Raw genomic sequence first — 12,974 nt, 5'->3', positions numbered from 1 at the left:
TTTCAGTCTGCTCTTCAGGCGGCTTCTTGCAATGCCTCTTACTTCACCAGGCCCAGCTCGCGGCCGGCCTGCGCGAAGGCGGCGACCGCCTTCTCCAGATGCTCGCGCTCATGCACGGCGGAGATCTGCACTCTCACTCTGGCCTGTTCCTTCGGCACCACCGGATAGAAGAAGCCGACCGCGTAGACGCCCAGCTCCAGCAGGCGCGCGCTCAGCTGCTGCGCCTTGACCGCGTCGAACAGCATCACCGGCACGATCGGATGCGTGCCCGGCTTGATCTGGAAGCCGGCCTGCTGGATCGCCTCGCGGAAGTAGGTCGTGTTGGTCTCGAGCTTGTCGCGCAGCGCGGTGCTGCCTTCCAGCAGGTCCAGCACGGCGATCGAGGCGCCGACGATGCTGGGCGCCACCGTGTTGGAGAACAGGTAGGGACGCGAGCGCTGGCGCAGCAGCTCGATCACCTCCTTGCGGCCGGTCGTGAAGCCGCCCGAGGCGCCGCCCAACGCCTTGCCCAGCGTGCCGGTGATGATGTCGACCTTGCCGAACACGCCGCGGTACTCGTGCGTGCCGCGGCCGGTCTTGCCCATGAAGCCGCTGGCGTGGCACTCGTCGATCGCGAGCAGCGCGCCGAAGCGGTTGGTGATCTCGCGGATCCTGTCGAGCTGCGCGATCGTGCCGTCCATCGAGAACACGCCGTCGGTGAAGACCATGACGTGGCGCGCGCCGGCGGCACGCGCCGCCGTCAGCTGCGCTTCCAGGTCGGTCATGTCGTTGTGCTTGTAGCGGAAGCGCTTGGCCTTGCACAGGCGGATGCCGTCGATGATGGACGCGTGGTTCAGCTCGTCGCTGATGATCGCGTCCTGCTCGCCCAGCAGCGGCTCGAACAGCCCGCCGTTGGCGTCGAAGGCGGCCGCGTACAGGATCGTGTCCTCGGTGCCGAGGAAACGCGCCAGGCGCTGCTCGAGTTCCTTGTGGATGTCCTGCGTGCCGCAGATGAAGCGCACCGAGGACAGGCCGTAGCCGTGCGTGCGCAGCGCCTCGTGGGCGGCTTCCACCACCTTCGGATGCGAGGACAGGCCCAGGTAGTTGTTGGCGCACAGGTTGAGCACCTCGCGGCCGTCGTTCGTCTTCACGATCGCGCCCTGCGGACCCGTGATGATGCGCTCGCTCTTGTAGAGGCCGGCGTCGCGGATGCCTTGCAGCTCGTTCTGCAGGTGGCGATAGAAGTCGTCGGTGGACGGGGCCGTGGACGCAGCCATGGAGGGGGACGATGTTGGTCATGCGGTGCTCCTGCGGCACAATCCGTTAAATCGAACGTGTTCGTTATATCGAACATCCGTGCAGTATCAAGGAAGCTCCGCGACCGGTCAAGGCATCGGCGCTGCCTGGAACCCTACCCGAACTCCCCGATTTCTCCGAACCTCTCCCCTCACCTGCCGCCGCCGATGTCCGCCACGCCTGCCGAAAAACTGGAACCCCCGCGCGTCGGTGCGACCCTGCAGGCCTTGCGGCAATCGCAGGGCCTGTCGCTGGACGAACTGTCGCGAAGAGCGGGCGTGTCCAAGTCGATGCTGTCGCAGATCGAGCGCAACCAGGCCAATCCGACGGTGGCCGTGGTGTGGCGGCTGGCCAATGCGCTGCGGGTGGAGCTGTCGGAATTGCTGGGCGGCGAAAGACCCGCGGCCCCGCCGATCGAGGTCGTCGCTTCACACGGCACGCCGGCGTTGTCGAGTCCCGACGGCCTGTGCCGGCTGCGCATCCTCGGCCCCATCGACCTGGCCGGCAACTTCGAGTGGTACGAACTGACCGTCCAGCCAGGCGGCGCGCTCGAATCGGCGGCCCATGAGCCCGGCTCGCGCGAGCACCTGAGCGTGCTCGGCGGCGAACTCGAGGTGACGGCCGGCGGCAGCCAGCAGATGGTCAAGACCGGCGAGACGGCGCGCTACGCGGTCGACGGCGCGCATGCGATCCGCAACCTGTCGAAGAAGGCGGCGACGGCGCTGCTCGTCGTGCTTCACGCTTGAATGACCGCGCCCGCGGCTTTCCCCTCGCCCGCCCCTACCTCCTGTTACTTGACCCGCACGACGAGGTCGTGACAATGGGCCGCATTCGCGGAGGCGAGGGAGCGTAGTCAAGGCAGTCCACATGCAGCAACGCTCGTTTTCAGACAAGCACCCCCACATCCCTACCCCGACCCAGCCGGCCACGATCGACACCGAAACCCAGGCGAAGCAGCTCCAGTTGCTGGATGGATCCGCGCGTCTGCGCGTGGCCGAACAAAGAGCGCGCGAGCACCGCGCCGCCCCTGATCGACAAGGCGGCGCTGCCGCTCGGCGCGACCCCCAAGTACGGCATGAAACCCACCGGCGCGACGCGGCCCAAGCCGCCGTATCGGCGCGCGATCTATTCGGTGGCCGCGCTGCTGGCCGTGATCGGCGGCGTGGCCGTCACGTGGCTGCGGTAGCGGCCGGGGTCGCGACGCTCGCGATCGACGACATCGCGGGCACGACGGGCGCCGCGCGTCCGATCAGCGCGCCGACGGTCGTCTGTTCCCAGCCCGCCCGCTCCCAAAGGTCCGACAGCCCCGGCTGACGGTCCGCCAGCAGCGCCCGGATGAGGGGCTCGGCGATCGTCGATGCGGGGTCGCACAGCAGCACCAGGCGCTGCGCGCCCTCCTCTTCCAGACGCCCGAGCCAGTCCAGCTTCTGCAGATGCTGGATCACGGGCTCCAGCTGCAGCGGGTCGACCGACATCCGCTGCGACAGGCCGATCATCGACAACCCCGATTCGCCGCCGGTGCGAGAGGCGTCGAGCTCACGGATCACGTCCAGCGCCAGCGCCATCTGCATGCCGGGCTTGTTGGCCCGCACGCTGACGCCGCCGGCCAGCGCCGGCGCGTTGGCCGCCAGGATCGCGCCGAGCAGCACGATCGACCAGCCGACGTAGATCCAGATCAGGAAGATCGGGACCGCCGCGAACGCGCCGTAGAGCGTCGAGTAGGTCGGCACCTGTTTCACGTACCAGGCCAGCGCGAGCTTGGCCAGGTGGAAGGCCACGGCGACGAAGGCCGCGCCGGTCAGGGCGTGGCGCCAGCGCACGTCGGTGTTGGGCACGTAGTGGAAGAGCCCGGCGATCGCGGCCCAGAGCACCAGCAGGTCCACGCTGTTGAGCAGCACCACCACGCCGCGCGGCAGGTTGTCGACGAGGTCGCGTCCGGCCGAGACCAGCAGGCTGGTGACCGTCAGGCTGCCGCCCAGCAGCAGCGGGCCCAAGGTCAGCGCCGCCCAGTACACCAGCACGCGTTGCGCGATCGGCCGCGGCCGCTGCACGCGCCAGATCTGGTTGAGCGTGCGGTCGATCGTCAGCATCAGCGACAGGGCCGTCACGGCCAGCACGATCAGGCCGACCACGCCGAGCCGGTTCGCCTTGGCCGCGAACTGCGTCAGCGACATCAGCACCGGCCGCGCGATGTTGTCGGGGATCAGCGACTTGAGGAAGTACTTCTCCAACGCGGACTGGAAGCTGGAGAACATCGGGAACGCGGTGAACAGCGCCAGCGCGACGGTCAGCAGCGGTACCAGCGAGATCAGCGTCGTGAAGGTGAGGCTGCCGGCCGTCAGGCCCAGGCGTTCCTCGCGGAAACGCTGCACGAACAGGCGCAGCGTGCGCGCATACGGCCAGGTCAACAGCTCACGTCCGAGCTCCCGGATTCCCTCGCGCCAGCTCTGCGTCTGCGCCTGAACTTCACTGATCATGCTGGCTATGATGCCAGCCATGTCAAGCCTCGACGCCGCCCCTTCGATGAGTTCCGCGCCCCGCAGCCCGACCTCCTCGACCGCCCCGACGTCACGCTCGGCGCCCACCGCGCGCGAGCGCGGCAGCCGGCAGATCGCGTTCTTCGCCACGCTGGCGCTGGCCGTCGTGTGTCTGGCCTGGGAACTCTGGCTCGCGCCGACCGGGCGCGGCACGCTCGCGATCAAGGCCCTGCCCTTGCTGCTGCCGCTGCCCGGCCTGTGGCGCTACCGCATGTACACCTACCGCTGGGTCAGCCTGATGATCTGGCTCTACATGACCGAAGGACTGGTGCGCGGCACGTCCGAAGGCGGGTTCGGCATGGCGCTCGCGTGGGTCGAGGTGGTGCTGTCGTTGACGATCTTCGTCGCCTGCGCCGCGCAGATCCGGCAGCGGCTGGCCGAAGCGCGGCGGGCTGATGCCGAAGCGACGCAGGTCGGGTCTTCGAAGGACGCCGGATGAGCGCCGCCCTGATCGAGGCCCTGCGCGCTGCGCTGGGCGACGCGCATGTGCTGCTGCCCGCCGAGCACGACCTGTCCGGCTTCGAGCGCGACTGGCGCAAGCGCTACGTCGGCCGCGCGCTGGCCGTGGTCCGGCCGGCCGATACGGCGCAGGTCGCCACGGTCGTGACGCTCGCTCGCGAGCACGGCGTGCCGCTGGTGCCGCAAGGCGGCAACACGGGGCTGGTCGGTGGCGGCGTCCCGGACGACTCGGGCACGCAACTGCTGCTGAGCCTGCAGCGGCTCAATCGCGTGCGCCAGATCGATCCTTCCAACTTGACGATGACCGTCGAAGCCGGCTGCGTGCTGCAGACCGTGCAGCAGGCGGCGCGCGAGGCGGGCTGGCTGTTCCCGCTGAGCCTCGCGGCCGAGGGCAGCTGCACGATCGGCGGCAACCTCGCGACGAACGCCGGCGGCACCCAGGTGCTGCGCTACGGCAATGCGCGTGAGCTGTGCCTGGGCCTGGAGGTGGTGACCGCCGACGGCACGGTCTGGGACGGGCTGTCCGGGCTGCGCAAGGACAACACCGGCTACGACCTGCGCGACCTGTTCATCGGCTCCGAGGGCACGCTGGGCGTGATCACCGCGGCGACACTGAAGCTGCATCCGCTGCCGCGCGCGCGGATGACGGCGCTGGCCGCCTGCGACACGCTGCGAGACGCGGTCGCGCTGCTGGACCTGGCACGATCGCGCTGCGGCGCGGCGCTGACCGGCTTCGAGGTCATGAACGCGCTGTCGCTGGGCCTGGTCCGCAAGCACTTCCCGCAGTTGCCGCAACCGCTGGGCCCGCGTCCGTGGACGGTGCTGCTGGAGCTGTCGGACAGCGAGGGCGAGGAACACGCCCGCACGCAGTTCGAAGGCCTGCTCGAGGACGCGCTGGAGCGCGGCGCGATCGACGACGCGGCGGTGGCGGAGAGCCTGTCGCAGAGCCAGGCGATGTGGCACCTGCGCGAGTCCATCCCGCTGGCGCAGAGCGAGGAAGGCCTGAACATCAAGCACGACATCGCGCTGCCGGTGTCGCGCATCCCGGACTTCGTCGAGCGCTGCGACGCGCTGCTGGGGGAGCGTTTTCCCGGCTCGCGGCTGGTGGACTTCGGCCATCTGGGCGACGGCAACCTGCACTACAACCTGCAGGCACCGGAAGGCGTCGCGGCTGCGGACTTCCTGCGCGAGCATGAGGCCGAGGTCAACGAGGTCGTCTACGACCAGGTCACGGCGCACGGCGGCTCCATCTCCGCCGAGCACGGCATCGGACAGCTCAAGCGCGAGGAACTCGCGCAGCGCAAGAGCCCCGTGGCGATGCAGCTGATGCGGCAGATCAAGCAGGCGCTGGACCCGCGCGGGCTGCTCAATCCGGGCCGCGTGGTCTGAGCACCGCGTCTGCAGGCAACCCAGGCTCTTCCGTTCAGACAGAGTCCCCACCTCGACTTGCACGATTCGTGCTTGCCCGGCAGGCACAATCCGCGCGCTTCCGCGCCAGCAAGTTCCCGATGATTCTTCCTCCGCCCCCACCGCGACCGCCGCGCTCGATCCGACGTCGAGCGTCCGCCCTCGTACTGGCCGCCACGCTCACCGCATCGCTCACGGCATCGCTCGCACACGCGCAATCGTCGACGCCCTCCGAGCAGCCGCTCGCACATCTGCAGCACACGACCTGGACGCTCAAGGACGGCCTCGCGGGTCCGGTGATGGCGATCGCGCAGACCACCGACGGTTACCTGTGGCTGGGGACCGGCGCCGGGCTCTTCCGCTTCGACGGCGTGCGCTTCGAGCGCTTCGACACGCTGGCCGGCGCGCAGCTGCCGAGCCGCCAAGTGCTGTCACTGCACGCGACGAAGGACAACGGCCTGTGGGTGGGCCTGCTCGAAGGCGGGGCCGCGCTGGTGCGCCAGGGACGGATCCTGCATGTCGATCCCGCCGGCGGCCACTTCGCGACATCGACCCGCGGCTTCGCGACCCAACGCGACGGCACGCTGTGGGTCGCCACCGGCCGCTCGCTGCTCAGGCGCCAGGGCGACACCTGGATCGCGATCGGTCCCGAGTCCGGCTATGACGACGGCGCCGGCCACGCGCCGCTCGCGCTCAAGATCGCGGTCGATGGCAGCGACAACCTCTGGGTCGTCACCGACCGCACCGTGTTCGTGAAGGCCGCCGGCAGCGCCCGCTTCGTCGCGACCGAGGCCCCTGCGCTGGGCCTCACCCAGCTCGTCGTCGGCGCCGACGGCCGGGTCTGGGCCAACGACATGTCGCCGACAGTCCGCGGCCTGTCCCGGCTGCCGCTGCCGGGCGAGCCGGCCGCCTCTTCGGCGACGCCCCTTTATCCGGTCGCCAAGAGCTTCTTCATGCCGGCGTTCGATCGCCAAGGCCTGCTCTGGTACGGCGCCCGCGACGGACTCAACCGGATCGACGTCTCCGGCACGCCCGCCGCGGCGGCGGCCAGCCATCAATTCCTCGGCACCGACAAGGGCCTGTCCGGCGAGCTGGTCACGCGCATCTTCCAGGACCGCGACGGCGCGATCTGGGTCGGCACGAACGGCGGGCTCGACCGCTTCCGCGGTGCCGCCGTCGACCGCATCGACTTGCCCGACCGCAGCGCCAGCATCGCGATGTCCGCCGACGAGCGCGGCAACCTCTGGATCGCATCGGGAGGGGTCGTGCAGCGCTTCGCGCCGGGCCGCGCCACCCCCGAGCCCGTGCCCACCGATCCGGGGATGGAGAGCTTCACCAGCGTCTTCACCGACCGGCAGGGCCGGCTCTGGGTCGGCGGACGCACCGGCCTGTGGCGACAGGACGGCCCCCGCTTCGTCCAGTTGCCGACGCCCGACGGTCTGCCCTGGATGGCCGCGGTCTTCGAGATCGCCGAGGACGCCGAAGGGGCGGTCTGGTTCAACGGTCATCGCTACGGCCTGATGCGGTATGCGGAGGGCCGGGTGACGCGTCTGTCGGGCACCGGACGCTTTCCGTACAAGGGCCCCGATGCCATCGGCACCGATGCGCGCGGCCGGGTCTGGCTCGGCTACGACGACGGCACGCTGCTGCGCCAGGAAGGCGATCGGACCGTCGCCCTGACGCCCGCGGAGGGCCTGAAGATCGGCGCGATCAAGGTCATCGCGCGACAGGGCGACCGGTTGTGGATCGGTGGGGAACGTGGCGTCCAGCTCGCGTCCGCGCCTGGTATGCCGATGTTGCGCCTGGCGGATCCCGACGCGCTGGACGGCGTCTCCGGCATCGTCGAGACACCCGACGGCGAGCTATGGCTCAACGGCGCGAACGGCATCACGCGGCTCACCGCCGACGAGGTCCGCCGCGCGCTGGCGGCTGCAGGCCAGGACGCGCCACGTCCGTCGGGGCGGCGTTTCGATCTGATCGACGGCCTCTCGGGCCGGGCCGAGCAGTCCTGGCCGCTGCGCACGGCCGCACGCACGCCGGACGGCATGCTCTGGTTCTCGCTGAGCAACGGCGTCGTCCGCATCGATCCGAAGCGGCTGCCCAAGGGAGAGACCGCCGCCCCTCCGGTCGATGTCCAAGGTCTGTTCGTGCATGGCGAGCCGACGCCGGGCGCCGGACCCGCCAGCCGCGCCAGCGGCGACCCTGTCCGGAACGGCAGCGCCGCCGGCAGCGAGGGCGGCGGGGACGGCGATCAACGGCGTCTGCCGCCGGGCACGCGCGACCTGGAGATCGCCTACACCGCGATCAGCCTGGCCCAGCCGGAGCGCACGCGTTTCCGCTACCGGCTGATCGGGCAGGACCGGGCCTGGCAGGACGCAGGCACGCGCCGTCGTGCGTTCTATACCAACCTCGGCCCAGGGATCTACGACTTCCAGGTCGAGGCTTCGCAGGACGGCGGCCCGTGGAGCACGACACCGGCCGTGCTGCGCTTCGAGATCGCGCCGACCCTGACGCAGACCGGCTGGTTCCGCGCGGCCGCGGTGCTGGTGGGCCTCGCGACGCTGGCCGCGCTGGCCGCGCTGCGCGCCCGCCAGCGCCGGCTGCATGAACAGGAGCGCCTCGCCGCGCGCGTGCAGGAACGCGAACGCATCGCCCGCGACCTGCACGACACGCTGCTGCAGGGCGTCTACGGCTTGATCCTGCGCTTCGAGGCCATCGCCCGCCGGCTGCCCGGCACTGAACGCGCCGCGATGGAGCGCGTGCTGACCGATGCCGATGCGCTGCTCGTCGAAGGCCGGGACCGCGTCACCGACCTGCGGCTGCCGCCGCCCGACAGCAAGCTGCTCGAGCACACGCTGGAGGGCCTGGGACGCGAGCTGTCGCACACGCACGGCGCGGCCTTCACCCTGACGGTGGAAGGCACGCGCCGACCGTTGGCGCCGGCGCTGTCGGCGTCGATCTGCCTCATCGCGCGCGAAGCGATCTTCAACGCGTTCCAGCACGCCCAGGCCGCGCGCATCGAGGTGACGCTCAGCTACGGCGACGACGCCTTCGCGCTTTTCGTACGCGACGACGGCGTCGGTGTCCCCGACGAGGTGAAGGACCGCGGCGGCCGGCCCGGCCATTGGGGACTGTCCGGCATGCGCGAGCGCGCGGAACTTGCGGGCATCGGCTACCGCCTCACCTCCCACGCCGGTGTAGGCACGGAGGTCGAGCTGCGCGCGCCGGCCGCGCAGGCCTACGACCTATCGGGCGGCAACACGCCCCACACACCCGGAAGCGGCTGGTGGCGCCGCCTTCGGCGAGGCTGATCGATCACAGTCAGACAGGGCGTCTCGGCGAGACGCCCTGTCAATGGTGTCGACGCGGATCAGGCGAAGGCAAGTACCAGATGGCCGACAGGCTCGCGCGTCGGCGTGACCTTGATCTCTATGTCGTAACCCAGGCGATTCAGACAGTCCATCAGCTTCCGTTCGGACAGGTTGCTGAAGTCCCCGCGGAGCATGCCGGACACCTTGGGCTGCGAGATGCCCATGCGCTTGCCGGCATCCGCTTGCGACAGGCCCAGGCGGCGCATCGCCCGCGTGATCTCCAGCACCAGTCCAGACTTGATCTTGAGCTTGTCGGCATCCGGTAGATCGAGGTCGGCAAACACATTGCCGGAGCCCATCTCCACATCCAGCACGTCAGGCTTTCTTGCTGTCATTTCGCATCTCCTTCACATACGCCTCCGCCACCCTCCAGGACACCCGCACCGCCAAAGCCCTTGAGTACCTTCGCGGCATCGTGCTGCTCGCCGCGCTGCGCGAAGTCCAGGGCGTAGCCGAAAAACTTGCGGACGTCGAGAGGGAGCGCCATCAGGTCACGCTTGCTGCTGCCAACGAACGCCAGCGGCTTTTCTCCCTCTTTCAACATTCGTCAATTTATACCACAACAGGTATAAATCATGATCCAGTCACTGAACGGAAAAAGGCGCCTCGTTGAGGCGCCTTTCCACTTCGATCCAACGACCATGGCGGCTCGCCACCGGTCCTGTTCGGCCCCGGCGTCAGTCGTCGCCCGCGCCGTGGGGCGCAATTTCGGCGGAACGGCGGCGCTTGCCGCTGACCATATTCCACCCGCTCATCACCGAGCGGAAAACGAAACGGATGAAAGTCAGGAACAGCACGATCTCGATCAGCCCCGCGGCGATCGCGCCGGCCGTCGTCCAGCGCGCCTCGCGGCGATGGAACTTCGCCAGGAAGCTGTCGCGCTTGATCTCGATGCTGTCGTAGAAGCTCGGCACCATCAGCAGCGTCAGGAAGGTCGACGTGATCGTGCCGCCGATGATGGCCACCGCCATCGGGCGGTAGAACTCGCCGCCCTCGCCGATGCCCACCGCCACCGGCAGCATGCCGGCGATCAGCGCGAAGGTCGTCATCAGGATCGGACGGAAGCGCTTGCGGCCCGCATGCATCAGCGCCTCCTCGCGCGGCACGCCGGCAGCCTCCTCCTGTCGCGCCGCGTCCAGCAGCAGGATCGCGTTCTTGGCCACCAGGCCGGCCAGCATGATGATCCCGATGAAGCTCATCAGGTTCAGCGTGCCCTTGGTCAGCAGCAGCGCCACCACCACCCCGATCAGCGACAACGGCAACGAGAGCATCACGCCCAGCGGCGCGGTGAAGCTGCCGAACTGCATCACCAGGATCAGGTACATCAGGCCGATGCCCGAGATCAGCGCGATGCCCATGGCGCTGAACACTTCCTGCTGGTCCTTGGCGGCCCCCGCCAGCTCGATGCCGTAGCCCGGCGGGAAGTTGATCGACTTGGCCAGCTTCAGCGCGTCGCTCGTCACCTCGCCGGGCGAGCGGCCGTGCGCGTTGGCCGACACCGCGATCATCCGCTTGCCGTCCGCGTGCTGGATCTTGGCCGGCCCCTTGCCCATGGTGACCGTCGCGATCTGCTCCAGCGGCACCATCACGCCCGCACCGCTGACGGCGATCGGCAGACGCTCGATGTTGCTCGCGTCCACCCGGTCCTCCGGCGCCAGCCGCACCGCCACGTCGCGCGTCTCGCTGCTCGGGTCGATCCAGTCGCCGACTTCCACGCCGGCAAAAGCCACGCGCAACGAGTTGGCCGCGTCGCCCACCGAGATGCCCAGCGTGTTGGCCAGGCCCCGGTTGAGCTCGATCTGCAGCTCGTTCTGCGGATCCTGCTCCGACAGGCCCACGTCGACCGCGCCGGGCACGCGGCGCAGCTTCTCCATGTAGTCGGTGGTGATCTCCATCAGCTTGCGCGAGTCCGCGCCGGAGAAGCGGATCTGCACCGGCTTCTGCGCGCCGTTGTTCAGATCGTCCAGCACCACGTACTCCGCGCCGACCAGCCGCGCCACCCGCGTGCGCAGGTCGGCGGCAATCTCCGCCGCGCTGCGCTTGCGCTTGGTGCTCTTGCCCAGGTCGACGTAGACGCGCCCGCCGCTGGCGTTGACGCTCTCGTTGGTGGCGACCGTCTCGGGGATCTCACGCGCCAGCGCGGACGCGGCGCCCATCTTCAGCCGCGCGTATTCCAGGCTGGACGAGGCCGGCGTGCGGACCTCGATGGCGATGGTCCCGGAGTCCGACGCCGGCAGGAAACTCGTCCCGCCGAAGGTGGCCTGCAGGAAGATCGCGAGCACGAAGCTCAGCACCGCGAACGCGGCCATCCACTTGCGGTGGTGCAGCGCCCAGGCGATCACATGCCCGTAGCGGTCGGCCTGCCGGTCGAACCACTCGTTGAAGCCCTGCAGCTTCTTGGAGATGCCGGTCTTGGGCGCCTCGTGGTGTCCCGGAGGGTCGCCCCAGAACGCCGACAGCATCGGGTCCAGCGTGAACGAGATGAACAGCGACACCAGCACGGAAGCGACCACCGTCAGCCCGAAGGGCCGGAACCACTCGCCCGACACGCCCGGCATGAAGGCCACCGGGATGAACACGGCCACGATGGAGAAGGTCGTCGCCGCGACGGCCAGGCCGATCTCGGCGGTGCCCTTCAGCGCGGCGGTGCGGCGGTCGGCGCCGCGCTCCATGTGGCGCACGATGTTCTCGCGCACCACGATCGCGTCGTCGATCAGCACCCCGATCGCCAGCGACAGCCCCAGCAGGCTCATGAAGTTCAGCGTGAAGCCGCACAGCCAGACCGCGATGAAGGCCGCGATCACCGAGGTCGGCAGCGACAGCGCCGTGATCATCGTCGAGCGCCAGGAGTTCAGGAACACGTAGACGACGAAGATCGTCAGGCCCGCGCCGAACACCAGCGCGTGGATCACGTTGTTCAGGCTGTCCTGCGCGTCCTGCCCGCCGTCCTGCACCACCTCGAGCTTGGTGCCCTTGGGCAGCGTCTTGTCGATCTCCTCGACCAGCTTGCGGACCTCCTTGGCCACGCTCACCGTCGAGGCGTCGCGGGTGCGGGTCACCATGATGCCGACGTTCGGGTGGCCGTTGCGCACCGACAGGCCGGTCTGCTCCGCGAAGCCGTCCTGCACCGTGGCCACCTGGCCCAGGCGGATCAGCTCGCTGCCGGCACGCTTGACGACGATCTGGTTGAAGTCGGCGGGCGACTCGATGCGGCCCAGCAGCCGGATGCTCTGGTCCTCCAGCTGCCCGCGCACCTTGCCGACCGGCGCCGTCGTGTTCTGCATGCGCAGCGCATTGACGACCTCGGTCACCGAGACGTTGAACTCACGCAGCTTCTGCGCATTCAGCAGCACCGACAGCTCGCGCTTGAGCGAGCCGTTCACCGTCACCGTCGCCGCGCCCGGGATCGCGCGGAAGCGGTCGGCGAACTGGTCCTCGGCCATCCGCGAGATCTCGGCGTGCGACTGCGTGCTGGACGACAGCGCCAGCTGCATGATCGGCTGCGCCGACGGGTCGACGCGCTGCAGCACCGGCTCGCGCATCTCGGTGGGCAGCTTGTGGCGGACCGCGGCGATCGCGTTGCGGACCTCGTCCGCCGCCTCGATCATGTTCTTGTCGAAGTTGAAGAACAGCAGCAGCTGGGCCGAGCCCTCGCCCGAGGTCGAGCGCACCTCGTTCACGCCGGAGATGCTCTGCAGCGACTTCTCGATGCGGTTGACGATCTCTCGCTCGGAGGTCTCCGGCGACGCGCCGGGATAGCTGATGCTGACCACCAGCAGCGGCAGGTCGACGTCGGGCCGCTCGTTGACGCGCAGCTTGGACAGGGCCAGCAGGCCCAGGGCCATCAAGCCGATGATGATCACGATCATCGCGATCGGCTTCTTGACCGAGAAATTGGAGAGGAACATGGTTCAGGCTCCTGTGC

10 protein-coding genes are annotated in these 12,974 nt (G+C 69.2%); 5 read left to right on the top strand and 5 right to left on the bottom strand.

All coding sequences use genetic code 11. The features are described from left to right. Window positions 1–38 precede the first annotated feature (38 nt). Window positions 39–1,256, bottom strand: a complete 1,218-nt coding sequence (gene kbl / locus ACQ86G_RS20420) for a glycine C-acetyltransferase (protein ID WP_431257034.1) — start codon at window positions 1,254–1,256, stop codon at window positions 39–41. 186 nt (window positions 1,257–1,442) lie between these two features. Between kbl and ACQ86G_RS20415 the strand changes: the two genes are divergently transcribed. Together ACQ86G_RS20415 and ACQ86G_RS20410 are read left to right on the top strand one after the other, a co-directional pair. Then, on the top strand, window positions 1,443–2,021 hold the full coding sequence (locus ACQ86G_RS20415; protein WP_431257033.1) for a helix-turn-helix domain-containing protein: 579 nt from the start codon (window positions 1,443–1,445) through the stop codon (window positions 2,019–2,021). A 224-nt stretch (window positions 2,022–2,245) separates the two neighbouring features. Next, window positions 2,246–2,461 carry a hypothetical protein gene (locus tag ACQ86G_RS20410; protein WP_431257032.1) on the top strand — a complete coding sequence of 72 codons (216 nt, stop codon included), beginning with the start codon at window positions 2,246–2,248 and terminating at the stop codon, window positions 2,459–2,461. On the opposite strand, the gene ACQ86G_RS20405 is transcribed toward ACQ86G_RS20410, so the two are convergent. After that, window positions 2,445–3,752, bottom strand: coding sequence for a YihY family inner membrane protein (locus tag ACQ86G_RS20405; protein ID WP_431257031.1), 1,308 nt, complete (start codon window positions 3,750–3,752; stop codon window positions 2,445–2,447). The two genes, ACQ86G_RS20410 and ACQ86G_RS20405, sit on opposite strands and share 17 nt — an antisense overlap. 46 nt (window positions 3,753–3,798) lie before the next feature. Between ACQ86G_RS20405 and ACQ86G_RS20400 the strand changes: the two genes are divergently transcribed. The 3 genes from ACQ86G_RS20400 to ACQ86G_RS20390 all read left to right on the top strand — a co-directional run bounded on the left by ACQ86G_RS20400 (window position 3,799) and on the right by ACQ86G_RS20390 (window position 8,989). After that, window positions 3,799–4,251, top strand: coding sequence for a DUF2069 domain-containing protein (locus tag ACQ86G_RS20400; protein ID WP_431257030.1), 453 nt, complete (start codon window positions 3,799–3,801; stop codon window positions 4,249–4,251). Then, window positions 4,248–5,660 carry an FAD-binding oxidoreductase gene (locus tag ACQ86G_RS20395; RefSeq protein ID WP_431257029.1) on the top strand — a complete coding sequence of 471 codons (1,413 nt, stop codon included), beginning with the start codon at window positions 4,248–4,250 and terminating at the stop codon, window positions 5,658–5,660. Before ACQ86G_RS20400 ends, ACQ86G_RS20395 begins: the two co-directional genes overlap by 4 nt. Window positions 5,661–5,779: 119 nt before the next feature. Continuing rightward, on the top strand, window positions 5,780–8,989 hold the full coding sequence (locus tag ACQ86G_RS20390) for a two-component regulator propeller domain-containing protein (RefSeq protein WP_431257028.1): 3,210 nt from the start codon (window positions 5,780–5,782) through the stop codon (window positions 8,987–8,989). A 59-nt stretch (window positions 8,990–9,048) separates the two neighbouring features. On the opposite strand, the gene ACQ86G_RS20385 is transcribed toward ACQ86G_RS20390, so the two are convergent. From ACQ86G_RS20385 to ACQ86G_RS20375, 3 genes are all read right to left on the bottom strand, one after another. After that, on the bottom strand, window positions 9,049–9,384 hold the full coding sequence (locus ACQ86G_RS20385) for a helix-turn-helix domain-containing protein (protein ID WP_431257027.1): 336 nt from the start codon (window positions 9,382–9,384) through the stop codon (window positions 9,049–9,051). Then, complete coding sequence (locus ACQ86G_RS20380) at window positions 9,381–9,593, bottom strand: hypothetical protein (RefSeq protein WP_431257026.1); 213 nt, start codon at window positions 9,591–9,593, stop codon at window positions 9,381–9,383. The genes ACQ86G_RS20385 and ACQ86G_RS20380 overlap by 4 nt, the downstream gene beginning before the upstream one ends. Window positions 9,594–9,726: 133 nt before the next feature. After that, window positions 9,727–12,957: an efflux RND transporter permease subunit gene (locus tag ACQ86G_RS20375; RefSeq protein WP_431257025.1), complete on the bottom strand. Its 3,231-nt coding sequence runs from the start codon at window positions 12,955–12,957 to the stop codon at window positions 9,727–9,729. Between the last annotated feature and the right edge of the window lie 17 nt (window positions 12,958–12,974).

Origin of the sequence: Roseateles chitinivorans, from assembly GCF_050632145.1 — a bacterium.
Lineage (GTDB): Bacteria > Pseudomonadota > Gammaproteobacteria > Burkholderiales > Burkholderiaceae_C > Roseateles > Roseateles chitinivorans_B.
The sequence above is the reverse complement of the archived record's forward strand: the minus strand, read 5'-3'. Positions and strand labels throughout refer to the sequence as shown.

Excerpts from the sequence above, each read along its gene's own strand:
- kbl (WP_431257034.1), bottom strand. The coding sequence starts at position 1,256 with ATGGCTGCGTCCACGGCCCCGTCCACCGACGACTTCTATCGCCACCTG.
- ACQ86G_RS20415 (WP_431257033.1), top strand. The coding sequence starts at position 1,443 with ATGTCCGCCACGCCTGCCGAAAAACTGGAACCCCCGCGCGTCGGTGCG.
- ACQ86G_RS20410 (WP_431257032.1), top strand. The coding sequence starts at position 2,246 with ATGGATCCGCGCGTCTGCGCGTGGCCGAACAAAGAGCGCGCGAGCACC.
- ACQ86G_RS20405 (WP_431257031.1), bottom strand. The coding sequence starts at position 3,752 with ATGATCAGTGAAGTTCAGGCGCAGACGCAGAGCTGGCGCGAGGGAATC.
- ACQ86G_RS20400 (WP_431257030.1), top strand. The coding sequence starts at position 3,799 with ATGAGTTCCGCGCCCCGCAGCCCGACCTCCTCGACCGCCCCGACGTCA.
- ACQ86G_RS20395 (WP_431257029.1), top strand. The coding sequence starts at position 4,248 with ATGAGCGCCGCCCTGATCGAGGCCCTGCGCGCTGCGCTGGGCGACGCG.
- ACQ86G_RS20390 (WP_431257028.1), top strand. The coding sequence starts at position 5,780 with ATGATTCTTCCTCCGCCCCCACCGCGACCGCCGCGCTCGATCCGACGT.
- ACQ86G_RS20385 (WP_431257027.1), bottom strand. The coding sequence starts at position 9,384 with ATGACAGCAAGAAAGCCTGACGTGCTGGATGTGGAGATGGGCTCCGGC.
- ACQ86G_RS20380 (WP_431257026.1), bottom strand. The coding sequence starts at position 9,593 with ATGTTGAAAGAGGGAGAAAAGCCGCTGGCGTTCGTTGGCAGCAGCAAG.
- ACQ86G_RS20375 (WP_431257025.1), bottom strand. The coding sequence starts at position 12,957 with ATGTTCCTCTCCAATTTCTCGGTCAAGAAGCCGATCGCGATGATCGTG.